This window comes from Spongiibacter tropicus DSM 19543, assembly GCF_000420325.1.
GTDB lineage: Bacteria > Pseudomonadota > Gammaproteobacteria > Pseudomonadales > Spongiibacteraceae > Spongiibacter > Spongiibacter tropicus.
In genome coordinates this window covers 117,068-142,844 of record NZ_ATUS01000004.1, presented here as the reverse complement: position 1 = coordinate 142,844, position 25,777 = coordinate 117,068, and the positions used below count along the sequence as shown (strand labels likewise).

Annotated in this window: 24 protein-coding genes and 2 tRNA genes; 7 read left to right on the top strand and 19 right to left on the bottom strand. The window is 57.3% G+C overall.

Translation table 11 applies throughout. The features are described from left to right. Nucleotides 1-29: 29 nt before the first annotated feature. Nucleotides 30-536: a JAB domain-containing protein gene (locus tag G411_RS0115530; RefSeq protein ID WP_022960136.1), complete on the bottom strand. Its 507-nt coding sequence runs from the start codon at nucleotides 534-536 to the stop codon at nucleotides 30-32. An 805-nt stretch (nucleotides 537-1,341) separates the two neighbouring features. Here G411_RS0115530 and G411_RS0115520 point away from each other — a divergent pair. The 4 genes from G411_RS0115520 (at nucleotide 1,342) to G411_RS0115505 (ending at nucleotide 5,639) form a co-directional block, all read left to right on the top strand. Further along, nucleotides 1,342-1,581 carry a hypothetical protein gene (locus tag G411_RS0115520; RefSeq protein WP_022960134.1) on the top strand — a complete coding sequence of 80 codons (240 nt, stop codon included), beginning with the start codon at nucleotides 1,342-1,344 and terminating at the stop codon, nucleotides 1,579-1,581. A 53-nt stretch (nucleotides 1,582-1,634) separates the two neighbouring features. Further along, nucleotides 1,635-1,940, top strand: a complete 306-nt coding sequence (locus G411_RS0115515; protein ID WP_022960133.1) for a helix-turn-helix domain-containing protein — start codon at nucleotides 1,635-1,637, stop codon at nucleotides 1,938-1,940. Further along, the gene (locus G411_RS0115510) at nucleotides 1,906-2,865 is read left to right on the top strand and encodes a reverse transcriptase family protein (RefSeq protein WP_022960132.1); all 960 of its coding nucleotides are present in this window, start codon (nucleotides 1,906-1,908) and stop codon (nucleotides 2,863-2,865) included. The genes G411_RS0115515 and G411_RS0115510 overlap by 35 nt, the downstream gene beginning before the upstream one ends. A gap of 146 nt (nucleotides 2,866-3,011) precedes the next feature. Continuing rightward, complete coding sequence (locus tag G411_RS0115505) at nucleotides 3,012-5,639, top strand: AAA family ATPase (RefSeq protein ID WP_022960131.1); 2,628 nt, start codon at nucleotides 3,012-3,014, stop codon at nucleotides 5,637-5,639. 702 nt (nucleotides 5,640-6,341) lie between these two features. On the opposite strand, the gene G411_RS22370 is transcribed toward G411_RS0115505, so the two are convergent. Beyond that, nucleotides 6,342-8,753, bottom strand: coding sequence for a CFI-box-CTERM domain-containing protein (locus G411_RS22370; RefSeq protein WP_022960130.1), 2,412 nt, complete (start codon nucleotides 8,751-8,753; stop codon nucleotides 6,342-6,344). Continuing rightward, complete coding sequence (locus tag G411_RS0115495; protein WP_022960129.1) at nucleotides 8,737-9,159, bottom strand: hypothetical protein; 423 nt, start codon at nucleotides 9,157-9,159, stop codon at nucleotides 8,737-8,739. The genes G411_RS22370 and G411_RS0115495 overlap by 17 nt, the downstream gene beginning before the upstream one ends. Nucleotides 9,160-9,286: 127 nt before the next feature. Between G411_RS0115495 and G411_RS0115490 the strand changes: the two genes are divergently transcribed. Together G411_RS0115490 and G411_RS0115485 are read left to right on the top strand one after the other, a co-directional pair. After that, nucleotides 9,287-9,613: a metalloregulator ArsR/SmtB family transcription factor gene (locus tag G411_RS0115490; RefSeq protein WP_022960128.1), complete on the top strand. Its 327-nt coding sequence runs from the start codon at nucleotides 9,287-9,289 to the stop codon at nucleotides 9,611-9,613. Between the two features lie 235 nt (nucleotides 9,614-9,848). Further along, a complete protein-coding gene (locus G411_RS0115485; RefSeq protein WP_022960127.1) occupies nucleotides 9,849-10,433 on the top strand; it encodes a hypothetical protein in 585 nt (194 codons plus the stop codon). Between the two features lie 92 nt (nucleotides 10,434-10,525). Here the strand turns inward: G411_RS0115485 and G411_RS0115480 are convergent. The 14 genes from G411_RS0115480 to G411_RS0115415 form a co-directional block, all read right to left on the bottom strand. Further along, a tRNA-Cys gene (locus G411_RS0115480) sits at nucleotides 10,526-10,599 on the bottom strand. Between the two features lie 38 nt (nucleotides 10,600-10,637). Further along, a tRNA-Gly gene (locus G411_RS0115475) sits at nucleotides 10,638-10,713 on the bottom strand. A gap of 118 nt (nucleotides 10,714-10,831) precedes the next feature. Further along, complete coding sequence (gene pgsA / locus G411_RS0115470; protein WP_028968508.1) at nucleotides 10,832-11,386, bottom strand: CDP-diacylglycerol--glycerol-3-phosphate 3-phosphatidyltransferase; 555 nt, start codon at nucleotides 11,384-11,386, stop codon at nucleotides 10,832-10,834. Between the two features lie 42 nt (nucleotides 11,387-11,428). Next, a complete protein-coding gene (gene uvrC / locus G411_RS0115465; protein ID WP_022960125.1) occupies nucleotides 11,429-13,264 on the bottom strand; it encodes an excinuclease ABC subunit UvrC in 1,836 nt (611 codons plus the stop codon). A gap of 8 nt (nucleotides 13,265-13,272) precedes the next feature. Next, nucleotides 13,273-13,929 carry a response regulator gene (locus G411_RS0115460; protein WP_022960124.1) on the bottom strand — a complete coding sequence of 219 codons (657 nt, stop codon included), beginning with the start codon at nucleotides 13,927-13,929 and terminating at the stop codon, nucleotides 13,273-13,275. A gap of 101 nt (nucleotides 13,930-14,030) precedes the next feature. Next, nucleotides 14,031-14,618 (bottom strand): alpha-ketoglutarate-dependent dioxygenase AlkB family protein, encoded by a 588-nt coding sequence (locus tag G411_RS0115455; protein WP_022960123.1) that lies wholly within the window; start codon nucleotides 14,616-14,618, stop codon nucleotides 14,031-14,033. 18 nt (nucleotides 14,619-14,636) lie between these two features. Further along, nucleotides 14,637-15,662 (bottom strand): UDP-N-acetylmuramate dehydrogenase, encoded by a 1,026-nt coding sequence (gene murB / locus G411_RS0115450; protein WP_022960122.1) that lies wholly within the window; start codon nucleotides 15,660-15,662, stop codon nucleotides 14,637-14,639. Next, nucleotides 15,659-16,129, bottom strand: a complete 471-nt coding sequence (locus G411_RS0115445) for a low molecular weight protein-tyrosine-phosphatase (RefSeq protein WP_022960121.1) — start codon at nucleotides 16,127-16,129, stop codon at nucleotides 15,659-15,661. Before G411_RS0115445 ends, murB begins: the two co-directional genes overlap by 4 nt. Then, nucleotides 16,122-16,889: a 3-deoxy-manno-octulosonate cytidylyltransferase gene (gene kdsB / locus G411_RS0115440; protein WP_022960120.1), complete on the bottom strand. Its 768-nt coding sequence runs from the start codon at nucleotides 16,887-16,889 to the stop codon at nucleotides 16,122-16,124. The genes G411_RS0115445 and kdsB overlap by 8 nt, the downstream gene beginning before the upstream one ends. A gap of 20 nt (nucleotides 16,890-16,909) precedes the next feature. Beyond that, a complete protein-coding gene (gene lpxK / locus G411_RS20805) occupies nucleotides 16,910-17,908 on the bottom strand; it encodes a tetraacyldisaccharide 4'-kinase (RefSeq protein ID WP_022960119.1) in 999 nt (332 codons plus the stop codon). Then, nucleotides 17,898-19,709 (bottom strand): lipid A export permease/ATP-binding protein MsbA, encoded by a 1,812-nt coding sequence (gene msbA / locus G411_RS0115430; RefSeq protein ID WP_022960118.1) that lies wholly within the window; start codon nucleotides 19,707-19,709, stop codon nucleotides 17,898-17,900. The genes lpxK and msbA overlap by 11 nt, the downstream gene beginning before the upstream one ends. Before the next feature lie 23 nt (nucleotides 19,710-19,732). Beyond that, on the bottom strand, nucleotides 19,733-20,155 hold the full coding sequence (locus tag G411_RS0115425; RefSeq protein WP_022960117.1) for an ExbD/TolR family protein: 423 nt from the start codon (nucleotides 20,153-20,155) through the stop codon (nucleotides 19,733-19,735). Continuing rightward, nucleotides 20,152-20,784, bottom strand: a complete 633-nt coding sequence (locus tag G411_RS0115420; RefSeq protein ID WP_028968504.1) for a MotA/TolQ/ExbB proton channel family protein — start codon at nucleotides 20,782-20,784, stop codon at nucleotides 20,152-20,154. Before G411_RS0115420 ends, G411_RS0115425 begins: the two co-directional genes overlap by 4 nt. Nucleotides 20,785-20,841: 57 nt before the next feature. Then, entirely contained in the window at nucleotides 20,842-23,178 is a 2,337-nt protein-coding gene (locus G411_RS0115415) for a DNA internalization-related competence protein ComEC/Rec2 (protein ID WP_022960115.1), read from the bottom strand. A 100-nt stretch (nucleotides 23,179-23,278) separates the two neighbouring features. On the opposite strand from G411_RS0115415, the gene G411_RS20800 reads away from it, so the two are divergent. Beyond that, the gene (locus G411_RS20800; protein WP_022960114.1) at nucleotides 23,279-23,845 is read left to right on the top strand and encodes a DUF2062 domain-containing protein; all 567 of its coding nucleotides are present in this window, start codon (nucleotides 23,279-23,281) and stop codon (nucleotides 23,843-23,845) included. Between the two features lie 7 nt (nucleotides 23,846-23,852). Here the strand turns inward: G411_RS20800 and G411_RS0115405 are convergent, their stop codons facing one another. Together G411_RS0115405 and lolD are read right to left on the bottom strand one after the other, a co-directional pair. After that, nucleotides 23,853-25,061, bottom strand: a complete 1,209-nt coding sequence (locus tag G411_RS0115405) for a lipoprotein-releasing ABC transporter permease subunit (protein ID WP_022960113.1) — start codon at nucleotides 25,059-25,061, stop codon at nucleotides 23,853-23,855. Next, complete coding sequence (lolD, locus tag G411_RS0115400; RefSeq protein ID WP_022960112.1) at nucleotides 25,061-25,771, bottom strand: lipoprotein-releasing ABC transporter ATP-binding protein LolD; 711 nt, start codon at nucleotides 25,769-25,771, stop codon at nucleotides 25,061-25,063. Before lolD ends, G411_RS0115405 begins: the two co-directional genes overlap by 1 nt. Between the last annotated feature and the right edge of the window lie 6 nt (nucleotides 25,772-25,777).

Sequence of the window (25,777 nt, the reverse complement as noted above, 5' to 3'; positions counted from 1 at the left end):
ACAGTAAAAAAGGGGCCGAAGCCCCTGTGCTACAACAGCCCCCGCTCGGCGAATGACGATGTCTGTTCACCGCCGACGACGATATGATCCAGGGTACGCACGTCCACCAGTGCGAGTGCCTCTTTCAGCCGCTGGGTAATCGTCCGGTCCGCTTGGCTCGGCTCGGGATTCCCGCTCGGATGGTTATGCGAGAAGATCACCGCGGCAGCGTTGACCTGAAGTGCCATCTTCACCACTTCCCGCGGGTAGACCGCCGCCCCGTCGATAGTGCCGCGAAACAGCTCGGCATACTCGATCAAGCGGTGCTGCGAATCCAGGAACAGGCACGCGAACACCTCGTGGTCGAACCCTGCCAGCTTCGCACAAAGGAACTCCTTGACGATGGCCGGTGACGTGAACGAGGCGCCACGCTGGATCTTCTGGTCGATCACCTGGCGCGCAGCCGTCAGAATCTGGTCGGCAGTAGCCGGAAAGTAGCGCCCCTGGTCGTCACGAACCAGCAGCGATGAATCGGAAATGAGAGAGAATTTAGTCATGATCGTGCTCCGGTTGCTCGGGCGGAATTGCCCGGAACCGGCGCTAGCACGGCGCAGCGCAAGCCGTCAGGGGTGACCAACGGCCGCAGGACGCAAGCGCGCGGAGCACGCGCCGCCCTTGACAGCGAGAACGCCGTGGTACGGTGAAGGGAAACAGCAAGACCGCCCCACCCCACCAGCCTCTCTCGGCCTGGCAAGCGGAGCGCGCAGGCTCTCAAGAGCCGGAGGCGTCAGGGATCAAAGCCGGATGGCCGCGATTCGACAAGAAGCGCGGGGCGCAGCCCGCGAGCCCGACGGCGGTACGCCGGGATGCATTGGGCTTCAAGATTCACTTGGAGAGATGCCCGGTCAGGGTGCTTCTTGACTGGAACACCCACATAATGAGCATAAAATTCACTGACAGTGAATTTTTGTTGCCAAATGACGCTATCCATGCTGTAATGGCGTTGGCTAGTCGAACCGACTAGGTATCTGTTCTTTGAAGTGTTGCTCTTACCGTAAAAGCGAAAGGTCCGTGTGTATTGCCTGAAGTAATTCAGGCCGCTCCTTCATCCAGTGTTGGAGATTTTGAGGTGAGGCAGGCCGGCAGCATCGGTCCGCCGCGAAGGTCCGCCCTCTCGCCGCTGTGTGTCCGCCATTAGCAACGTGTAATCAGCTAATCGGTAGCCACAATCAGGTGGTCGCAGAGACGGGGCTTCATAGCCGCGAAAACTGGTGTTGGGCTTGCGCATCGAGTTGGCTCCTTTCGGCCAATCGCCTTGTTACGGGGCTTCGGCGTTTTGCCGAGTTTAAAAGGAGCACTCCAATGAAGTACGAAACTTTGAAGAACAGCATCGCAACGCTCCAAAAGCTGCGCGATGTACATTACAGCCAACTCGATGCTGGCGCTCTGGCAGAACTGGATAACGTGTTGCAGCAGTTGCGCAGCATGCTTGCGAGTTCGGAAAGGCGGGAGCTTGAACACGGTGAACTCGTGTTCCGGGCTCTGCGCATCACCGACATCGTCATCCGCACAGTGAGTAATCTCACTGACTGGATGAAGTGATGGGAGTGAGCCAAAACGCAGCAAGCCCAATATTTGATTTATCGGAGTAACTCATGAACCTTGGACAAGCCATCAAGCTGTGCCGCACTCGGCGGGGGGTCTCCCAAGCTGATCTCGCACGACAGGCTGAGTGCTCTGTCTCCTACCTGTCCATGCTGGAAAACAACAAGCGCGACCCAACTCTTTCCACCATGACCAAGATCGCACAGGCATTGCGCGTACCCGTTGGTATCCTCTTTTTCCTGGGCGCAGAAGGCGGCGACCTAGACGGCATTGACAAGACGCTGCAAGGGGAACTTGCGCGTACCGCACTGGAATTGCTCAATGAGCCTGTCAGCAATCAGCGCGCCCTTATATAGACAACGCCGTATCGGCACGCTGCATGCCCTGCATGTACCGTTGGGTCTGTCTGTCGATGAACTGCTATCGCTTGCCAAGCGGGCCGACGGTCTATACCGCGTCGCAAAGTCCATTGCCAAACCGGACGGCAGCATCCGCAACACCTATGATGCCCTGGCGCCACTAAAAGAGGTCCACCGAAGGATCAAAAGCCAGATCCTGGACCATGTGGACTACCCAGCGTATTTGACTGGGAGTATCAAAGGCAGCGACTACAAAGTAAACGCAGCACTCCATAGCAACGCCAGAATTGTTATCAACGAAGACATCAGCGGGTTTTTCCCCTCCACTTCCGCAGAACTTGTATTTAAAGTTTGGAATGGTCTCTTCGGATTCAGTCAGGATGTGTCGCAATGCCTGACCCAGCTAACTACTCGGCAAGGCGAGTTGCCACAAGGTGCCATTACCAGCTCATTTCTGGCGAACCTCGTATTTTGGCAGGATGAACCGATACTGCACACAAAACTCGCATCTCAAGGGCTTATCTACTCCCGTTACGTCGATGACATCGCTGTATCGTCAAAAGCGTTCCTAACGAATCAGGAAAAATCGGAAGTGATGCGGCAGATTTATGGCATGTTGCTCAAACTTGGGTACCAGCCCAAACGGGCCAAGCATGAGATTTCTACATCCGGCGCCCGTATGGAAGTCACAAAGCTTTCCGTGAACGCCAAACCTGGCTTGGGGAAAGCCGTGTACAGCAGAACCCGCGCTGCCGTACGTGACATAGAACTGCGCATATCGAACGGTGAAATACTTTCGTTTGAACGCGGCCCCTATGCCCAAGCGATGGGGCGCGTTCTGCACTTGGAGCGATTTCATCCAGGGAAAGCAGCCCCGCTGAAAAAGCGGCTGATTGCTTTAAAGGAAAGTGCCAAGACCTAGACAGTCATGCCCACAGGGCAACATGAAGTACCACATGAAAAGAGATTGGTACATTATTCGTAATGTGTTGTCGTTTTATGTGATTTCCGCGACAAGATATGGAGAGTTTCCGAAAGACAAACAACAACGATGGCGGGAGGAAACCGATGTCGATATTGCAGGAGATACTGGACTGGACTAAGGGATTACCCGAATGGCAAAGCGATGCTGTGGCACGCCTGCTGGCCAAGCAGACACTGACGGGAGAAGACCAAGACGATCTCTTTGCGCTGCTCAAGGCCGCGCATGACATCCCGGACCCCAAGGACCGTAAGCCTAAACCATTAACAGCTGACCAGATTCCGGCTCCGGTGAAAGTGACGACCCACGTTGAGTTGCGTGCCATAAAGAACATGCGGCATGTCAACGCAATTGCCGAAAACCAAAATCTGCCTTTCGGCACTTCTGGAATGACCGTCATCTATGGCGACAATGGTTCAGGTAAATCGGGATACTCACGTGTGCTCAAACGTGCGTGTCGCGCGCGCGACCAGATGGAGGCAATACATCCGAACGCCAATCTCCTCGCAGGAAGCACGGGGACCCCGCAAGCCACCTTCGAGATTGTCATAGACGGTGTTGCAAAGGATGCACACTGGATGCACGGCAAAACGGCTCCTGCTGCACTATCATCGTTTGCGATTTTCGACTCACGTTGCGCCCGCGCTTACCTCGATAGGGAGGACGATTTTTCTTATGTTCCCTACGGTCTTGATGTATTCGAGGGCCTAGCGAAAGTCTGCAAGCAGCTAAAGACGGCGATAGAGACCGAGCACTCCCACTATGCTGCTGATCTCGCAGCGTTTGCGCCCTTGCTGGGTGATACGTTAGTCGGCAAACTGATCGCGTCGCTTTCCGCCAAAACGACTCAAGCCCAAATTGACGCACTCGCCACGGTGACACCGGAAGAACTTGTCCAGCATACGTCGCTAGACAAGAGCCTAAAGGAGAACAACCCGAAAGAGAAAGCTACACAATTGCGACTACGCGCCCGTCGCATCGCGACCATAGCGGCGAATGTAACCAACCAAGGCGCATTGGTAGATCAAGCCGTTGTCACAAAGTTGAGGGGGCTAGCTGACAGCTATCGCACGGCACAAGCTGCAGCTGCACTTGCGGCGAAACAATTCAAGGAAGGCGAAAACTTACTGCCAGGCACTGGCGGCGAAGCATGGCGTGAACTGTTCGATGCTGCTCGCAAGTTCGCAGCAGAATCCCATCCAGATAAAGGATTTCCGGAACTGGGCGCAGACGCACCTTGCCCGCTTTGCCAGCAGCCTCTTGCCGAAGGCGCTGACCGCTTACTGCGCTTCGAGGCTTTCATCCAGCAGGAAGCGGAGAAGACCTCTCAAGCACGCCGTGCTGCACTGTACGCTGAGTATAAGCCATTCATTACACAAAACCTGACGCTAAACCTCGACGATGTGACACATGGAGAAATCGAAGCCCTGGATCCGCAACTTGCCGCTGATGCCAAGGCTTTTGAACCACTTCTGACTGCTCGCCAAGAGGCCATCAAAGCAGCAGTGATCTCACACCAGTGGAATGACATCAATCAGGCTCTGGTCAATCCAGCAGCTCGGCTCCAGGCACTGGCAAACAAGCTGAATTCCGAAGCCGAGACCTTGGAAAAAGCATCGGACGAGAAAGCCCGAGCCGCGTTGCAAAAGCAGTTCATGGAATTGGATGCACGAGTACGACTAAGCCAAGTCAAGGGTGCTGTCGCCATGGCTGTCAGCCGACTTGCCCATCAGGCAAAGCTCATGAAATGCCTATCAGCGGTGAAGACAAACGCCATCTCATTGAAGGCATCGGAGCTGGCGGAAAAGGTAGTATCCAAAGAACTTACCGAGGCTCTGAACCGCGAGTTCAAGGCGCTCGGAGTAGGCACGCTACGCGTTTCATTGCAAAGTCGTTCAGATCGTGGCAAAGCCTTGCATAAACTCAAATTGGAACTGCCACAAAGCCGCAGTCCAGGCGACATCTTGAGCGAGGGTGAGCAACGAGCGGTTGCGATCGGTTCCTTTCTGGCTGAAGTTGGGCTGAGTGGAGGCAAGGGCGGCATCGTGTTTGATGACCCCGTCTCGTCACTTGACCACCGTCGGCGCGAGCGCGTGGCGAAACGCCTATCCATCGAAGCGGCACAGCGCCAAGTAATCGTGTTCACCCACGATATTTACTTCTTGTGCGTGCTCGCCGAGGAAGCGAAACTGGCTGGCGTCCCAATTGTCACCCAAAGCTTGGTCCGGCGTGCTGAAGGCTTTGGAGTGGCTCACCCGGATTTGCCATTCGAAGGGAAAAACGCAAGCAAACGCATCGGTGCCTTGAAGGCGCAGCATCAAGCTATCGCAAAACTTCATAACGATGGCGAAGAACAGGAACACCGGAGGCTGACAATCGAAGCCTACTTTCATTTGCGCATGGCATGGGAGCGTGCCGTCGAGGAGGTTCTACTGCGTGAAGTCATCCTGCGCTTCCGAAAAGGTGTAGAGACCCAAAGGCTTGCTGGCGTGATGGTCGAGGACGACGACTACGCTCAGGTGAATGCAGGTATGACAAAGTGCTCAAACTACGCACACGACAAGGCACTAATGGGAGGGATCGCGATCCCTGAACCTGATGAGCTTCTTGACGACATCATGGCGCTGGAAACGTGGCGTGGAAAGATCGACAAGCGCAGCACGGAAACGGCAAAGAAACGCAAGACTGGACCTGTTCCTTCCACACCAGTGTAGTAGGTCTCTTCACTAGCACAGCACAAAATAATGCGAAGTTGACAAAGATGGTGCCCGAGGCCGGAATCGAACCGGCACGACCGTTTCCAGTCGAGGGATTTTCTTACCACTTCGACTTTCGCCGCCAGCATTCGATATAGATAGCTGTTCGTGGTCTGGAGCACGCCTTCACCCTAGCGCCACGTGTAACCGCTTTGCCTTAGGTGCCCGCCGTCTGCTCTCTACACCTTCCCCAAGAAACTACCTTAGGGCTTGGCTCGGCGTTGGCTCGGATTCTAATCAAATCCAGGGCTTTCGCCGAGTTTGACGGGCTTCACCTTCAGGGTTTCCCCTGGAGGGCTCAAATTGTTTAAGTCCCTTGTGTCTACCAATTTCACCACTCGGGCGTGGTCTTACATTTGCCTGGCTTTACCAGGCTTGTTACATCTTCTTTGGTTCTAGTGGCCCCTATTTGACACCTAGCGAGCCATTTTCAAATTAACCGTAAAGCTTAAATCCTTCTGAAAGCCTTATGCTGCGTGGCTTTCAGCCCTATTGCCACCTCCTAAAAATAGTTGACATTAGAGATTTTAAGTCTCCTGTGTCTACCAATTTCACCACCCGGGCAGGGATGCGAGATACACGCCCGCGCTGAGTTGCAGGCGTGTAGGAAGGCGCACAATTCTACTTATCAAGCGCTGGAAAAACAACGCCTTAGCAGACTTATGCGTTTTCTGGCAGGTATTTCTGCCGACGCTGGGCAGCGATGCAGCCAATCATCAACAGAATCATCGCTATCGTGGTGATGGGGTAGCGGATACTGAGCACCAGCGGTAACAGGCCTGCTCGGACCACGGCCCTCGCCCACTCGTGCCCGGCAATGGCCTCTGCCAGTGGCGGCGAGTAACGATAGTAGAGCCGCACAAACTCGCGACCTGCGCCAAACTTGAGCAAGACGTCATCTCTGAAGTCGCGAAGCAGTTCTACATCTTCGGCCAGGAAACTGCCGTAGGCAGCAGTGGCGATAAAGCAGCCACCGCCACCTCCGCCACCGGAGGAGCCGCCACCAATGCCCCCGGCGAAACCGCCATCACCGCCGTCCGAGTTGTCATCGCCGCCTGCGTTGTCATCACCGCCACCATTATCGACGGGATCCACACGCTGACTCAGCAGTTCTGCCGCCGCGCGGGCATCCATCAGGCCGCTGCCGGTCACGTCGTCTTCACCGGTAGAGGCTTCGCTGCCGGTCACATCAATTGCGCTGTCCCGGGTCGCCGCAATTAACTGCGCCGGCGTGGCATTGGGAAAGGCCTCCAGCAAGAGCGCAAAGACAGCCGCCGCATTGGGTGCGGCGGCGGATGTGCCAAAGAAGTTGGGATAGCCATCCGGCTCACCATCAATCGGCGGAACGACCGACGATGGTGAGCCCAAAAACGTTGTATTGTTGCCATCGATGGCGGCAAATTGCGGCGTGCGGCGCGTGCTGAGCTGATAATCGCCATTGCTATCGAATTGCATAGATAGCACGCCACCCACGGAGTTAAAGCGCTCGGGATCAATCGCTGGGGTGGTATAGCTGCCCGGAACATACTGGGGGGATTCCCACCAGGGTACGGCCGCGACCGCCGCCGCACCTATCGCCGTCGCATGTCCCCAGGCGCTTGGTCCATTAAAGGCATATTCAATACTGGTCGGCGTAGTGCCGGTATAAAGGAGACGAAACTCCAGCGGCACGCCGGTCTGCTGTGGGATGTCTCCCTGGCTGCCGTCAAAGTGATCGATGGCCAGGTAGAATGTCTGACTGTTCGCCCCGGTTTCCAGCAGCACAAATTCCACCGCATCACCAAAAGGCACGCCGGTTCTGCCCTGCGTGTTGGTACTGCTGGCGTAGAATCCTGTGCTCGCGGAGTCGAGTGCGTCCAGCTGCGGAGATGTGGTCGCATACAGGTTGAGGTCAATCTGAGCGCCATTACTGCTGTTAACACTGGCATTGGGCTGGTTCCAGTTCAACACCACGTAAGTGCTCGCAAAGGCCGGCAGGCGGATCGCCATAAAACGGTCAACACCATTATCGGACCAGTTGTGAAGATCGCTACCATCGGGCACCGCCAGCGTACCGGCCATATCGACACCACTGTCGCTATCACGGTAGACAAAGCGGTGAGCTTTGTTGGCGTCGTTACCGAGAGCGCTGAGGTAGGCAACGCCCTGCTCCACACAGGCACTCGCAGCCAGCGCCGGCAAGTCGTCCTGATAACTGGACTCGGTCAGAAACAGTACATCGTCCACAACCACCGAGGCGCCGCTGTTACACAGTGCCGCAATACCCTGAGCGAACTCTCGCCGACTGCCTCCCGCACTGTGAAAACTCAACTCTGCGCCGGGCGCGATATCGTAAATCAGCTCGGCCATGGCCGCGCCTTCATCAGTTCCCGCCAGCGCGTTGCTGCTATCGCGATCATCATCGAAAAGAATTCGGACGGATGCGGGCAGATCTCCACTGTCCTGGGGTTTGCTGCCGCGCAAAACACCACTCTCCCCCGCGGCAGGTGTCGTATTGGCATCGCGAACATCGGCGGTATGCGCAAAGCTGTCGGACAGAATCCCGATATGCTGCCCAGTGCCATCAACCGTTAAGTCGGCAGCCAAGACCTCGCTGCGAAGCGCCACACCGGCGCGACTGCGGGCATCGCCCCGCCGTGTCACCGGCTCCGGGGCGTAGTTGGCCTGCTGAATCCACTCCGCACTGGCCAGTGCCTGCAGTGAGGAATCTGTCGTGAGTAGCACCCTTGCCCAGCGATGGTCTGAACTCAGATAGCGCACAGTCAAGCCCATGTCTTCGAGCTGCATGGTCACATCATCTGGCAGCAGCTCAGGACGCAACAGCAGTTCGACGGGAATCGCGCCCTGGTCTGCGGCAGCGTTAAGCAGACGATCGCTCTGCAGTGCGTTCTTGCTGGGTCGCTGCAATTGCCCGCGAATATGGCTGCCAATCTTTCGCTCGAGCGCGTTATTCAGACGAATATTCTGCGCGTCTCCAGCATGAAGTGGCGACGACGAAAGCGCGGCAATGCCTGCGCTCAAGAAAGCCGCAACAAGATGTGAGTAACCGTTTTTCTCAGGGACTACGCGCATTAAGACGCCTCATTTCTATTGTCGTTAGCGGCGGCTTCGCTGCAGAAACAACGCTGACCGCTTCAATCCATTGTAATCGCAGCAATTCTTCCGGTGCCGACAGTCGCAGCAGTGCCCTCTGCTGAGCGTTATTGCTATACAAAACAGCGTAGTCGTCCAAACGCAGGCGCTCAAGCAAGGGGGAAAGCTGCCCCGGACGACTGTAGACAAGGACATAGCGAGGCGTGGGCCAGTTGTCACTCCCATCCTCCAGCCAATGATGCAGCTCCTGACTGTATAAGGCCGCTATTCTCTGTGTTGTATCAGCCTCACTAACCGGTGTTTTCCACAGTGATCTGGCCGCAAACAGGCTCATACACAGCGAAAAAAGTGATCCGAGAATAACGAAGCCGCGTTTCTTATTCATGACGTACCACGCATGCATTTTCACGAACCCTACACAGAGTACGCGAAAGGTGCAGTACGTGATTTACGCAGGCCCTTCAAATATCCGGGGCGACAAATATAATTGCCATCAGCAACCGGAGTTTTCGATGACTAATACCCTGCAGTTTTTCAAATGCCTTGCCCACGACACCCGACTGAAAAGCCTTTTGCTGATGCGCCATCACGGCGAGTTGTGTGTCTGCGATCTGACCAGCGCGCTACAACTGAGCCAACCTAAAGTTTCCCGCCACCTGGCGGAGCTGAAGCGCTGCGAACTGGTTAAAGACGAGCGTCGGGGTAAATGGGTCTACTACCGACTCAATCCCTCGCTTCCCGACTGGGCGCTGGAGATCATTGACCAGGCACTTTCTTCCGACCCGGACTACCTCGAAATGGCGCAAGAGAGACTGAAAACTGGGGAGACTTGCTGCTAAAAACGGAATGACACATTGTTTTTGATTCGTGAAAAATGAAAACGTTTTTATCTTAACAGCCGTACATTTAGCGCATTTGACGGCAATTTTGGACAAAAATTCCGCGTTTTCGACACAATAATTAGAGACATCCATCACGATTCTTTGTGACAATACGTATAAACCCCTAAGTTAAATTGTTCTTAGGCGAGCGTTAAAACATAATAAAACCGTTAGAGCTAAGGCGGACCCAATCATGCGTTTTTCAGATCTTAACTGTTTTGTGGACTTGAGTTGCTTCAAGGATGGAACCTTCTATGAGCAAGCCCTTGATGAGCTAGCGATAGATGAGCTACTGAACTGTCTCAGTCGTATAGAGTGGATCGATGGCAAAAACGCCCGCCACGATGCCTACCAGCGTTTACAGCTCGCTGCGGAGCAGGCGGCAATCAACGGCTGGATACGCGACTCGCGGCAGTTGTTGCCTCATGAGGAAGCCGCGCCACTTGAAGGCATTATGATCGCAGACTTTGAACGCAGCGAACGCGCCGCGATTCTGTTCGCACTGAATCAGGGCCTGAGTCTTCTGGAGACCATCACCCTGAAGCGCAGCGATTTGCGCAGCATGGCCCTGACGCCTGCTGCCGCACAGATCGTCAGCCGCCTCACCCCTCACCTGCACTGCCAATGGCTGTTCTGGTATGAATGCAACGGCTCGCCGGTGCCATTGAGCTGTCTGCCGGCCCGCTGGCGGCAGAGAATGCCGATGAACTGGGAGCATTTCGCCAAAGCCTATCATGGCGTCAAGACCGCCCCGGCCAGCACCGCGAATATTGCATAAGAACTGGCGGAGAAATCCGCCACGACTCGCATACGCCAACAACTGCGCACAGCTTTGCCGCGTTAGAAAAAGATATCGTCAGGGAAGGAAAATGGAGGCGCGGGTCGGAATCGAACCGGCGTACACGGAGTTGCAGTCCGCTGCATAACCACTCTGCCACCGCGCCTTTTCACTGTCTCTCAATCGATTGCCGAAAGACGAGTTTGGAGCGGGAAACCGGGTTCGAACCGGCGACCTCAACCTTGGCAAGGTTGCGCTCTACCAACTGAGCTATTCCCGCATTTTCTCGGTTTTCTGTTCTGCTGTCAGGCGACGACAGAGCAGCGAATCAAGAAGGCGCCTATTCTAGTCACTCACCTACTGCTGTCAAGGAAAGTTGCTGATTTAGCGGATTTTTTTTACGCCTTGGCGCGTAAATCCGGCCAGGCTGCACGCAGGTAAATCAGCATTGACCACAAAGTAAGCAGCGCTGCCACATACAGGCAGATCATGTTCGCCATGTAGCCAAGGCTTTCAGGGTCTGGCGGCAACAGCAGCAAGCCGATGATCGCAATAATCTGGGCTGTAGTTTTCACCTTGCCCAGGTAAGAGACTGCCACACTGGTGCGCTTACCCAGCTCAGCCATCCATTCCCGAAGGGCTGAAATCACAATCTCGCGACCGATGATAATCACCGCCGGCAAGGTAAACCACCAGGCATCATAGCGTTCGATCAACAACGCCAATGCAACCGCCACCATTAACTTGTCGGCGACCGGGTCCAGAAATGCACCGAGCGGCGTTGACTGCCCGAGCTTGCGCGCCAGGTAGCCATCCAGCCAATCCGTGATGCCCGCCAGCCCGAAGACCGCTGCCGTCGCCAGATAACTGCCGGGAAACGGCAGGTAAAACAGCAAAACGAACACCGGAATCAATACGATGCGAAATAAAGTCAGGGCGTTGGGGATATTCATACTCGTCTCATTTGAACCGGCTTGCGCCATTTTAGGGCTTTTCTAGCGGCTGCGCAGGCCTTCGTAGATATCCTGTGCAATTTTTTCACTAATACCGGGCACCATGCATAAATCAGACACACTGGCCTGCTGTACGCCCTGCAATCCGCCAAAGTGACGGAGCAGATCGCGCCGACGCTTTGCCCCGACGCCCGGAATCGCCTCCAGGCCAGACTGTCGACGCGCCTTATCCCGGCGGGCTTTGTGCCCGGTGATGGCAAAACGGTGGGATTCATCGCGGATATGCTGAATAAGGTGCAAGGCCGGACTGTTATCCGGCAGACTAATTTCCCGACCATCGTCGCCGCGAATCAGCACCTCCAGTCCGGCCCGGCGATCAGCCCCCTTGGCGACACCGACCACCAGCAAGTCACTGATCTCCAGTTCACCGAGCACCTCCAGCGCCTGGTTCAGCTGTCCCTTACCGCCATCGATAAACAGTACATCCGGCCGGGGCACTTCACCACTGGCAATGCGTTTGTAGCGCCGAGTCAGCGCCTGCCGCATCGCCGCATAGTCATCCGCTGCCGTGATGCCCTCGATATTCATCCGGCGATAGTCGCTTTTTAACGGACCGTTACCGTCAAATACCACGCAGGAGGCCACGGTGGCCTCACCACTGCTGTGGCTGATATCAAAGCACTCCAGTCGCTCCGGCGGTTCGGGCAAGGCCAGCACCTCGGCGAGCGCCCGGTAACGCGCACTCATGCTCTCCCCGGCAGCCAGCCGATTGCGCAGATTCTGCTCGGCAGCGGTCATCGCCAGTTGCCGCCACTTGGCCCGCTGGCTGCGAACTTTATGCACAATCGCTACCTGTCGCCCGAGTTGTTCGCTCAGGCTGGCGGCGAGTATATCGGCATCGCCCAGCTCAATATTGAGTACCAGTTCGCGGGGCATATCCATTGCGCCGCTGCCAATCAAATAGTGCTGGGCAATGAATGCTTCAACGTGGGCTTCCAGGCCCTCTTCCAGCGAGCTCTTGGGGAAATAGCTGCGACTGCCAAGCACCCGCCCGCCCCGCACGGACAAGAGCTGGATACAGCACAAGCCCGCTTCAATGACCCCGGCAACAATATCGAGATCTCCGGATTCGCCTTCAATGCACTGACTGGCCTGAACCTGCTGGAGGTAGGCAATGCGATCCCGAAGTTCGGCAGCTTTTTCAAATTCAAGTGCCTGAGCATGCTGCTCCATTTCATCAGCCAAAGCTGTTTGCAGGGCCGCACTTTTACCGCTGAGAAACAGCTCCGTATGGTGGACATCGCGGGCATACTCATCGTCGCTGATTTTGCCGACGCAGGGCGCGGTGCACCGTCCGATCTGGTATTGCAGGCAGGGACGGCTGCGGTTGCGGTAGTAGCTGTCCTGACACTGGCGAACTTTGAACACTTTTTGCAGCCAGTTCAGGCTCTCGCGCACGGCCCCCGCACTGGGGTAAGGGCCGAAATACTGCCCCTTGCCGCGTTTACTGCCACGATGCAGACTCAGGCGCGGGTGCCGCTGATCGCTGCTGAGGTATATGTACGGGTAGGATTTGTCGTCGCGCAGCAGAATATTGTACGGCGGTCGGTAGCGCTTGATCAGATTCTGTTCGAGCAGCAAGGCCTCGCGCTCGCTGGCCGTCACCGTCACTTCTATCTGAGCGATACGCGAGACCAGCGCAACGGTCTTGTTATTCAAGCCGGAAGTGCGAAAGTAGCTGCTCAAACGCTTGCGCAGGTTCTTTGCCTTGCCGACATAGAGTTCCTTTCCATCGGCGTCCAACATCACATATACGCCGGGCTTTTGGGTAACCGTCTTCAGAAAGCGCTGGTGGTCAAAACTCGTTGTTGGGGGCATGAAATCCTTCAGTCTTCGCCGCCGGGCGCCTCGATCAGCCCGTGACGCATCGCCAGCAAGGTCAGCGCCACGTCACCATTGACATCCAGCTTTTCGAAAATGCGGTAGCGGTAACTGTTCACCGTTTTGGCCTGAATATGCAGGGTGTCGGCAATATCCTGCACCCGTAACCCATTGCTGATCATCAGGCTGATCTGAATCTCCCGCTCCGACAAGGTATCAAATGGCGACGCGGACTTCTCATCATAGCTACGCAGTGCCAGTGCCTGCGCGATACTCGGGCTGAGGTAGCGACGACCGCTGGCGACCTGACGCACGGCGGTCAACACCTCCTGCCCGGAGTCATCTCCACCCTTGGTCAGATACGCCCAGGCACCCGCCTTCAGCAGGCGGCTGGGCATGGGCTCCTGCTCAAGGGCGCTCACAGCAATAATGCGCGTTTCCGGCACCAGCTGCTGCAGTTTACGTGTTGCCTCCAAACCACCCATACCGGGCATGCGTACATCCATCAATACGATATCTGGCTTTAATTCCCGGCAGCGCTGAATGGCTTCTTCGCCACTGGCAGCCTCCGCAATCACCGAAATATCCGCGGCATCATCCAGCATCCTTGCTATGCCTGTACGCACCATGGCGTGGTCGTCTGCAACCAGCACTGTGATCATAAGTGACTCCCTGTTATCGAGCCAGAAGATACCATTTTGCCGGTGGCATGTGCTAGATAAGTGCGACTTATCTCTCCTGTCACTAGCGGCTTGCCAGTGCCCTAGCGGCAGATATTTCGAAAGGTAATATTGATGCGCGGCCCGCGCCGGGCGCGGCGTGGCAGGCTGTGCTGCCAAAATTCCTGAGTCGGAGGCAACATCAGTAGCAGTGAGCCATTTTCAAGCGTGACGGTATGCGTGGGTGAACCCGCTTGATGTCGACCCGGAAAGGGGCGGAAACGAAAATCCCGGCTGTCGCCAAGGCTCAGTGACGCGATAGCCGGCGCGGCGCCCAGTTCAGGCTCATCGTCACTGTGCCAACCCATACTGTCATCGCCGTCGCGATAGTAATTGAGCAAGGCGCTGTTAAAGTCCAAATCGAAATCCAGCCGAAGCTGACGGCGAACAGCGCATAATACGTCAGGCCAGGGCAATGCCTGGTGTCGCTGCGCGCTGTATCGATAAGACACGCCCTCATCGCCGACAAAGGCAACCAGACGCGGGGTCGGGTGCCATTTACCAAAGACCTTAAGCTGCGGCTGCTGCCAGTCGATGCCATCTCTCAGTGCGCAGAAAAGCCGGTCGGCATCAGTAACATAGTCCGGGTAATACCTCAGCGAAGCACCAGGAAGTGGAATATCAATACCCACTGTCGCAGCTCCCCGGGTTCAATACACCCGCGGCTCGATATCCAGCAGGACAGCAAACCGCGCGTAAACAGAGTCTTGAATGCGGGCCGCCAGCGCCAACAGTTCCTCACCATTGGCGTGGTTGTAGTTGACCAGCACGATGGCCTGCTGCGGGTGAACACCGACCTTGCCCTCGCGCCGTCCTTTCCAGCCGCATTGATCCACCAGCCAGGCCGCCGCCAGCTTGACCCGGCCATCGGTCATCGGCCAATGCGGCATACCCGGGTATTCCTGAAGCAGTGCCTCAGCCTGCCCTGCGCTGAGAATAGGGTTTTTGAAGAAGCTGCCGGCATTGGGCTCCCGCCGATAATCGGGCAGCTTACTGGCACGTATTTCCGCAACGGCGCGCGCCAGCGTCTGTGGATGCAGGGCATCGGGGTTCTGCCCCTGCTCCTGCAAAAAATCGCGCAGAGCCGGGTAATCCGCGCGGGTTTCCGGGCGGCGGCTCAGGCGCAGAGCGAGGCGACAGATCACAAAGCGATCCCGCAAGGCATGTTTGAAGATACTGTCGCGATAAGCCAATTGGCATTCGGCCAGGCTCAAGCGCCGCAGGGTCGCTGCGTCGATGTCCCAACCTTCCACCCACAGCAGGCGACTGGACAGCTCCAGACCATAAGCGCCGATATTCTGCACCGGCGCAGCGCCCGCAGCACCCGGAATCGCGATGAGGTTTTCAAGGCCATACCAGCCTTGCTCAAGACTGTAGCGAACCAGTGCGTCCCAGTTCTCCCCCGCCGCGACCTCAACGACGAGCTCACCGTCATGCTCAGAGGCATGAATACCTCGCTGGGCAAGATGGAGAACAAGACCGGGGACATTCTGACTGAACACACAGTTGCTGCCGCCCCCCAGAATCAGCGGCGTCCAGCCCTCATTCCGGGAAAGCGTCAGGGCCTCGGCAAGCTGCTCATCGCGTTCAATCCGGCAATACGCCTCCGCCACTGCGGGCAAAGCCAGCGTATTAAACCCGGTAAGCAATACCTGGCGTTGAACCGCCAGCGTCAAGACTCACCTCGCAGGGTCTGCAACAGGCCGTCACTGGCCGACTCAACCAGTTTCAGCACCCGCAGGAAGCCCTCATCACCACCGTAATAGGGGTCGGGGACTTCGTCTTCATCAGCCTCACTGTAGGCCAGAAACAGCTCCAGACGAGCGCGACTGTCGGGCGGCTGAATTGCCTGCAGGTCGGCAAGGTTGGCGAGGTCCATGGCGAGGATATAATCGAATTCACGAAAATCCTCCTCACTGACCTGACGGGCCCGCAACGGCGACAAGTCGTAACCAAAGCGCGCGGCAAACTGCTGACTGCGGCGGTCTGGCGCCTTGCCGATATGCCAGTCGCCAGTGCCCGCAGAGTCGATATCAATCTGCCCTGCCATTCCGGCCGCCTGCACTCGCTGGCGGAATACCGCCTCCGCCGTGGGTGAACGACAGATATTGCCCAGACAGACGAACAGCACCCGCTCAGCCATTGCCTGTCTCCACCAGCGCACGAACCGCTTGCAGGTCGGCGTCGGTATCGACCCCACCGGGAATCGCCACGCAGCTTTCAGCGATATGAATACGCACACCATTCTCCATGGCGCGTAGCTGCTCCAGTCGCTCGCTGTTCTCCAGCTCACCACCGGGCCACTGGACAAACTGGTGCAGGAACCCCACGCGATAGGCATAGATACCAATATGCCGCCAGTAAGCCTGACCGACTGGCAGCGTCTGCTCGCCGCCACTCCAGTGATCCCGGGCATAGGGAATCGGCGCGCGACTGAAGTACAGGGCGAAGCCCTCGCGGTCGCTCACCACTTTCACTGCATTGGCATTGAATACGGTCTCGGCATCGTGAATAGCTTCCTTCAGCGTTGCGATCCCCGCGGCAGGCCGGGCAGCAAGATTTTCCGCCACCTGTTCGATCGCCGCCGCGGGCAACAAGGGCTCATCGCCCTGCACATTAACGACGATCTCATCGTCCGCCAGCCCCAGCTTGCTGACCACTTCCTGCAGGCGGTCGGTGCCGCTTTCATGGGCATCCGAGGTCATGCACACCTCGGCGCCAAAGGCCTCACAGGCCTCAGCCACACGCGCATCTTCCGTGGCAATCACCACAGCGCTCGCCGCGCTGCTTCGAGTGCGCTCCCACACATGCTGAATCATTGGCTTGCCCGCGATATCCATCAGGGGTTTGCCGGGCAGGCGACTGGACGCATAGCGTGCGGGAATAATCACCGTGTATGACATGAACAACCTCAATCAGAATTTCAGGACCGGGGCTTGTGAGGCAAGCTCTCAAGCTCGATATCCAATGTGGCAAAAAAGTCGTCGGAAAGCTGCGCATCCACCGGCAGCATCCAACTGTTATCGGGACAGAATGCCGCGCACTTCACGGCGTCTTTCTCCGTCATGACGACCGGCAAGTCATCGCCGAACTGCAAATCGTCCGGCTGAAACGCATGGTGGTCGCCAAAGGCGTGCTCAATAGGTTCAAAGCCCAGCGCTCGCAGGCTGGCAAAAAACCGTGGCGGATGACCGATACCCGCGACCGCATGAATGCGTTGACTGCCCGCCCACTCTGCGACGCCGCAACGCTGCCCGTCGTTCAAATTGACCAGCACCTGCCCGCTCAGTTGCATGCTATGGCTCACTTCGGGCAGGTCTGCGGCAATCTCACCATTGCTGACGCACAGCGACACCGCTTGCAAGCGGCTTCGCGGCTCGCGCAACGGACCAACCGGCAAACAATGCCCATTGCCGAAGCCTCTTGCCGCATCGACCAACACAATTTCGATGTCTCTGGCCAGGCGGTAGTGCTGCAAGCCGTCGTCGCTGATTAAAATATCGCAGCCGGCTTGCGCGATTAGTAGTTCCGCCGCCGCCGGACGGTCGGGAGCCACCGCCACGGGTACGCCGCTGCGGCGTGCAATCAAACAGGGTTCGTCGCCGGCATCACGCGGTGAGGTATCTGCACAGACAAACAGGGGATAACTTGCTGCTTTACCGCCATAACCGCGGCTGACCACACCGGGACGATAGCCCCGCTGGCGAAGGTGTTCGACCAATGCCAGCACCATCGGTGTTTTTCCGCTGCCACCCACGGCGAGGTTGCCCACAACGATGACCGGCACGGGCAGCCGCTGTGGCTCAATCAGTCGACGTCTCAGCGCAGCAACAGCTCGGAACAATCCCTCCAGCGGCAACATCAACCACAGAATGCCGGGACGTCCGTACCATCGGGCATTGAGCTGCTGCTCAAGATTCACCGGCTTCCTCGAAGTTTTTGTTATAGAGCTGGGCGTAGCGCTGGCCCAGCGCCATCAGTTCGCTGTGGCTGCCCTGCTCGTATATGCGGCCCTCTTCCATCACCACGATCTGATCGGCACTTTCAATCGTACTCAGGCGGTGAGCGATTACGATCGTTGTCCGCCCTTTCATCACCTCTTCCATTGCCTTCTGAATATGGGCTTCTGCACGGTTATCCAGCGCCGAGGTAGCCTCATCAAGAATCAGCAGCGGTGCATTTTTCAGGAAGGCACGCGCGATCGCCAGACGCTGGCGCTGGCCACCCGACAGCATGACGCCGTCTTCGCCAATCACCGTATCAATGCCCTGCGGCAGCGCATTGATAAAGTCGGACGCGTGGGCCGCTTCAACGGCCGCCAGCACATCTTCACGACTTGCTGTCGACATGCTGCCGTAGGCAATATTGTTGTAGACCGTATCGTTAAACAAGGTCACCTGCTGGGTGACCAGTGCGATATTGTCGCGGAGATTATCCAGCGCGTAGTCGCGGATATCCACGCCATCCAGCAGCAGCTCGCCGTCTTCGTGCTGATAGAAACGGGAGATAAGGCTGACCAGTGTCGACTTGCCGGAGCCAGACAGCCCCACCAGTGCCAGCGAGGTACCCGGCTCCGCATGCAGATTGATGTCGGTCAGAACATTTGGCAGGCCGGGGCCGTAGGAGAAATTGAGGCGGCGAATATCGATTTCTCCGCGAACCCGTTCGCAGCGATAACTGCCCTGATCTTTCTCCTGCTCAGCATCGAGGAACTCAAAAATATCCTGTGCTGCCGCCAGCCCCTTCTGGATCACACTGCTAACCTCCGCCAGCTGACGAATCGGCTTGGGCAGAAACAGCGCCGCTGACAGATACGCCACAAAGGAGCCCGGTGTCATTTCGCCGGTCAGGCCGAGTGCAATCCAGATAAGCAGTCCCGTGGCTAAAACCACAGGGAACTGGATAACACTGGGGCTGATGGCGTTATAGAAAGCCATTTTGATGTTCTGATCGCGGTTCTTCGCGCTGGCATCGCGGAAGCGACTCAGCTCCTGATCAGCACCGCCGTAAAGGCGAATCTCCCGATAGGCATTAATGCTGTCGTTGGTAACCTGGTTCACCTCGCCCATCGCATTTTGGATTTTGCGGCTGATCTTGCGAAAGCGTTTACCCACCCACCAGACGGTGACGCCAATCATCGGCAGCGCCAGCAGAAACACCATGGTCAACTGCCAATTCATATACAGCAGATACAGCAACAGACCGACAGCAAACGTGCCTTCCCGCAGCACCACCTTCAGCGCATTGACGGCCGCGCCGGTCACCTGCTCTACATTGAAGGTGATTTTCGACACCATCACCCCGGTAGAATTGCGGTCAAAGTAGCTGCTGGGGACGAACTGCATTTTTTTGTACAGTTCCAGGCGCAGCACATGAACCAGGCGGTGGGAGATTCCGGCAATAAAGTAGTTACCGGCAAAAAAACCGAGACCGCGACCAACACCTAACAACACCAGTGCGACCACAATCCAGGTGCGCGCAGAGCCGAGATGGAAATCATCACCGCCCAGCGCCCACATGATTTTGGCAGTGACCCCGCCTTCCCCGGGCTGAACGTTGTCGCCAATATAATCGACGATCAACTGCATCATATCCGCCAGCATAACCTGCACGCCGGAGTAGAAGGAGAAGCCCAATACACTGAGTACAAACAGCGGCCAGAAAGGTATAACGTACTTTAAAAGCCGCGTGTAAATAGCTAAATCTGAAGGATTTTTATTCATAATAAATACCGCAACGAGTACGACTACTCAGCGGTGTCAGCGTCCTGTGTGGTAATGCTGAGATGAACCAGACCAAGTCGGCCAGCGGCATCCATTGCGCTCACTACCGCCTGGTGGGGCGTATTGGCATCCGCGGTAATCACTACCGGGCGCATCGTATCACTGCCTATCAGTCCCTGCATCGCCTGCATCAGATCCCTCATCGAGGCCTTGCCAAGACGTCTGTCGTTGATCTGGTACTGTCCCTTAGCGTCGATAACGATTTCCAGCGATTCAGGCTGTTCAATGGCAGGATTGCCATCCGCCGTCGGCAACTCCAGCTGCAAGCGACTTTCCTTGGTGAAGGTGGTCGACACCATGAAGAAAATCAGCAACAAAAAGACGACGTCGATCAGCGGCGTGAGGTTGATGCCGCCATCATCAATACGCTGACGCCGGAACTTCACGCAGTTTTACCTGCATCTTTGAACTGAACATCGCCGTGCACCGCGTTGATCAGCTTGATGGTGTCCTGCTCCATGGTCACGACGATGGCATCGATGCGACGCTGAAAATAACGGTGCATGACCATAGCCGGGATCGCCACACAAAGGCCCGAGGCCGTCGTAATCAGCGCCTCTGATATGCCGCCGGCCAACACCGCCGCATTGCCGGTACCCTGCACCATGATTTCACTGAACACGCGAATCATCCCCATCACCGTGCCCAGCAGGCCCAGCAAGGGCGTAACGGCGGCAATGGTCCCCAAAGCAGTGAGATAGCGTTCCATACCGTGAATCACGTGGGAAGCCGCGTCCTCGATACTTTCTTTCATGATCTCGCGACCGTACTTGGCATTACCCAGCCCCGCGGCAATGATCTCACCCAGCGGCGAAGCGGTGCGCAACTGGCGCAGCTTTTCATTGTCGAGCTGCTTGTTTTGCATCCAGCCCCAAACTTGATTGAGCAGATTACGCGGCGCGATTTTGTCAGGATTCAACGCCAGATAGCGCTCAACACAGATGGCCAGCGCCAAAATGGACGAGAGGATAATGGGCAGCATCAGCCAGCCACCCGCTTTCACTAGTTCAAGCACAGCACAATCCCACGGTTTCAGTGGCTGCATTATACAGCGATGCGAGGCCCGAAAAAGTCACCGCGACGGGGAATCCTCCCCAGCGCACATTTCAATTGGAGAATGCTGCCAGAAGAAACGCTTTGCCGGAGGATCAATCATCGAAACCCCTTCTCCGCTCAATATGAACTGGAGGCTCCCGGTCATCCCAGTCTGCCAGCACTGACTCCCCTGCCGGGCGTAACGCTGCACGACGGCGTGGTGAGGATGCGCATAGCGATTGAAACGAGAGGCCGTAAACACAACGTGTTCAGGATTGAGCGTTTTGACCCACGCTAGTGAGGAGGAACTGCGGCTACCGTGATGCGCAGCCAGCAGCAGCGATACTTCACCTTGCAATGCGCCTGACGCCAACAGCCTAGACTCCACCAGCGATTCGATATCCCCCGGAATCACCACTTGTCGACCATCAATGGACAGTGTCAACACACATGAGCGGTTGTTCGGATTATCCGAAACCGTCGCCCCGGTCGGGAGAAAGGCAAAGGACACTCCATCCCAATGCCAAGGCGTCTCGGCGTGACAGTCGCGGGCCGCAAACCGACGGTGGCGTTCCACCTCTCCCGACAGAAGCTCATTTACCGGCACGACTTCTAACAGTGCATCTGCGGAGCCAGAGTGATCGCGATCGCCATGACTGAGTACGAGCCGATCCAACGCGCCGACACCCCGCTTCCTGAGATAGGGCAATACCACCGCGTCAGCGCTGTTATAGCCGCTATCGAAGTCGGGGCCAACGTCGTAGAGCAGGCGGTGCTCTGCCGTCTCAATCAGTACCGACAACCCCTGCCCAACATCCAATACCGTGATCAAGGCGCTGCCTAATGCTGGACGTGCAGACGGGAAGAACAACAGAAGCACTAATAGCGGCAGGCAAAGAACACGACCCGGCAGCCCCGGAGGCAGCAACATCAAACCCGCCGCGGCCAAGCCCAGTAACACGGCAAGCCCCCCACCCTGAGGCCACCATAGCGGCGACAGCTCTGCTGACCACGCCAATCCGCTCATCAGCAGTTCGAGTACCGCATCGGCCAGCCCGAACACCGCGTGGGAAATCTCGGGGAATGGCGACAGCAGCAGCGCCGCAAACAGCAGGGGCATTATGACCAATGCCAACAGGGGGATCGCCAGCAAATTCACCGGCAGTGCAACGGCACTGAGACCAAAGCCCCATGCTGTGAGGACAGGCGCCAAGGCAATGATCAGACTAAGCTGGGCGACAAGCGCCAGTCGCCAGGGATGCCCCTGCCAACGGCGGTCCTGCGCCACGCTAAGCAGAATGGCAACCGCGCCGAATGAAAGATATAAGCCCGCGCTGTGAACCGATAGAGGGTCCACTAACAAGATTAACAGCAGTGCCAGGCAAAGGGCTGACCAGGACGACTGCTGCCGCGCCAACGCCAGCGTCAGGCATAGCACGCCGGCCATAATCAGCGCCCGCTGAGTCGGCAGGCTGAAGCCCGCCATCGCGGCGTATAACAGCGCTGCCAGGAAACCGGTTGCCGCAATGAGCTGCAGCCCACGCCTACCCCCATGCCCCATGGCCGACACGCAGCGTCCCAGTAACATACCCCAGGCTAAAACAATGCCGATATGCATGCCCGATATCGCCATCAGGTGGCTGGTTCCCGTCGCGGCGAACACGCGCCAATGCTCATTGTCCATCGCTCTGCGGTCAGCAAACAGCAGTGCGCGCATCACGGCATGATGGCGGTACCGGGAAAGGTCATCTGCCGCACCATCCAGCATTGACGACCGCCCGTGATTGTAATGCCCCGCTATCCCCGCTGAGCCGGAAACGGGGCGCAGTACTTCGCGCACATAGCCTGTACCGGAGTAGCCGTTGGCCATCAGCCAACGCGCATAGTCAAACGCGCCCGGCGACCGGGTTCCACTTGGCGGCCGGAGTTTGAGGCGCAGCCGCCAAAGACCGCCGGGTTCGAGCACCGGCGTTTGATAGAGGTTGAGGCGGAACCGCGGCCGACCGGGAGGACAATAGTGCTGCGCACACTGCCCCGGCAACAGTTGAAAATCGAAACGCCAGTAGGGACGTGCTTCGCCGCCGCGCTTTTCCAGCGGCCCAATCACGCGTCCGGCTAACACCACTTCCTCACCGGCAAGCGATGCAGGAAACCACTGGTCAAGACGCGACTGACAGTACGCACTGCTCCAGGCGGAACACAGCAGGAACAGCGCGAACAGACCGAGTGCGGAACGTCGGCCGGAGGAGCGGCAGAAAAATGCTACGAGCGATGACGCCAGCGCCCCGGCTGATAATACGGGCCAAGGGGGCAGGAACGGCATCATCGGCAGCCACGCCAAGCCTGCCACCGCAGTCATCATCCATGACAACATGCTGGAGTACCTCATTACTTACGGGCATAATAGCGCCGCCATCCGGTCTCTCGGGGCTGGGCGCTGTTCATTGCAACCTTTTCAACTTAAAGTGGGGCCGATGGCTCGTAAATTCTTCAAGCGTTGGCTGCCAGCTCCCGAACATATGCGCGAGCATCCCTCGGTGAGGGTATTCGGAAGCCTGCTCCACGACCCCAACCTCTGGCATCTTAACCGTCGGTCCGTCACGCTGGCTTTTTTTATTGGCCTGTTTACCGCGTTCGTGCCGATTCCCACACAGATGCTGCTCGCTGCGCTCACCGCGATTTTACTACGCGCCAATCTACCGCTTTCTGTGATGTTGGTATGGATCACCAACCCGGTGACGATGCCGGCATTTTTCTATTTTAGCTATAAAGTCGGCGCAGCGATTCTGGATGTTCCCAGTAAGGCTTTCGCGTTTGAACTGTCGTGGGCCTGGATTCAGGAAGAACTGGTATTGCTGTGGCGCCCGTTCCTGCTGGGCTGTCTGCTGACCGGCCTGTTTCTGGGGCTGGCAGGCGCGGCGTCCATCCATATTCTCTGGCGCGTCAATGTCGCTCGCCGCTGGCGTCGCCGCCAGTTGCTGCGCGCTCAGCGCGATCAGCAAGCGGCCACCAAATCCTCTTCCCCTGACAAAAAACCGTAGCCAAGCGCTACTGCTGTCGGAGTACCGCCGCCGGGGCCAACCTAGACGCTCGCCAGGCCGGATAAAGACTCGCGATCACGCTCATCGCAAACGCAATCCCCGCCACCATCAGCACGTCGCGCCAGCGAATATCACTGGGCAAATAGCTGATGGGATACACATCCGAACGCAGTAATTGAAGATTAAAAACCTGCTCGATTCCCGCCACGATATCGGTAATACCCAGCGACAGCAGTACCCCCATAGCGGCGCCCAACAGAGCGCCGATCAGGCCAATCACCGCGCCGTATACCATGAAGCTGCCGAGAATATCTCCCCGGCTGGCGCCCTGACTGCGCAGGATGGCGATATCGCCACGTTTGTCATTGACCACCAGCACCAGGGTGGAGACGATGTTAAACACCGCTACCGCAACAACCGCCAACAACATAATCACCACCAGTTTGCGCGACATCTGAATAGCGTGATACATGTTGCCGAACTGCTGACTCCAGTTGCTGATGTGGTAATCGCGACCGTGCAACATGGATAATTCCCAAGCCACCCGTGGCGCGGCAAAGACATCGTGCAAGGCCAGACGCAGCGCAATCCCCTGATCTGGCAGCAGCTCGCGCGCCTCACTCAGCGGCATGAGGACCAGTTGTTCGTCCAGCTCCGTGCCACTGTGCAGCACATCCGCCACCGCAAAACGGAAAAAGCGCACGCCCCGCTGCCCCGACTGGGGCAAAGCGAGACTGAGCGAGTCACCGGCCTGCACGTCCAAGCGCTTGGCAACACCCGACCCGAGGACCAGTTGCTGGCCCTGCATGACATCCAGTTTGGCATAGTCGCCAAGTCGGGAGACCCGGCGCTCTTCAGCAGGATCAATTCCAAAAAATTGTACCGGCTCGGCACGGCTGCTTTTCACCAGCAGCGCATTGCCTTGTACGTAGGGCGCCGCGGCTCTTACAACATCATGGCTGAGCACATCCTGACGCAGACTCTCCCAATCGCCGCTCTCCGTCACCCAAGGCGCCAGGCTGATGTGGGGCACCAGCGCCAGAATGCGCTCGCGCATTTCCCGGTCGAAGCCGTTCATTACCGAGAGCACCGTCACCAACATGGCAATACCAAGCACCAGTCCCGCCATCGACAAGCGCGACAGAAACGACATCAGCTGGCTACCGCCACCACCGAGGCTGTAACGCAGGCCAATAAATCGGGCGACGGCAGACATCAGGCCACCTGCTCGTGTAACTGCCCTGCCTGCAAGCGATAAATGCGATCCATGCGCTGGGCAAGCTGCATATCATGGGTGACCACCAGCAGACTGGTCTGATATTCACGATTCAGCTCTGCCAGCAAGGCGTGTACCGACTCCGCAGTATCCGCATCCAGATTGCCGGTCGGCTCATCCAGCAGGACACAGGCCGGCTGATTAACCAGCGCCCGGGCAATGGCCACCCGTTGTCGCTCTCCGCCGGACAAGGCCGAGGGCCGGTGATCCAGACGCTCGCCGAGCCCAACACGCTCGAGAAGCGCCGCAGCTGCGCTCAGCGCTTCCCGCCGGGCCTGGCCCGCGATCAATAACGGCATCGCGGCATTTTCTACGGCAGTAAACTCCGCCAGCAGGTGGTGGAACTGGTAAACAAAGCCCAGCTCCGCGTTGCGCAGACGGCTGCGAGCGCGGTCATCCAACGCGGAAATATCCTGCCCGTTCACCCGTACGCAACCGCTACTGGGCAGATCCAAGCCCCCCAGCATATGCAGCAATGTCGTCTTACCGGCGCCGGAGGGACCGACAATCGCGAGAGTTTCTCCCCGCGCCACAGCCAGCTCAACGCCGTTCAGAATATCGAGCCGACCGTTGGCTTGGGGATAGGATTTACTCAGCGCCTCACACTGCAGAACGCAGTCTGCGGCAGCGGATATTGATGGCTCAGTCATAGATAG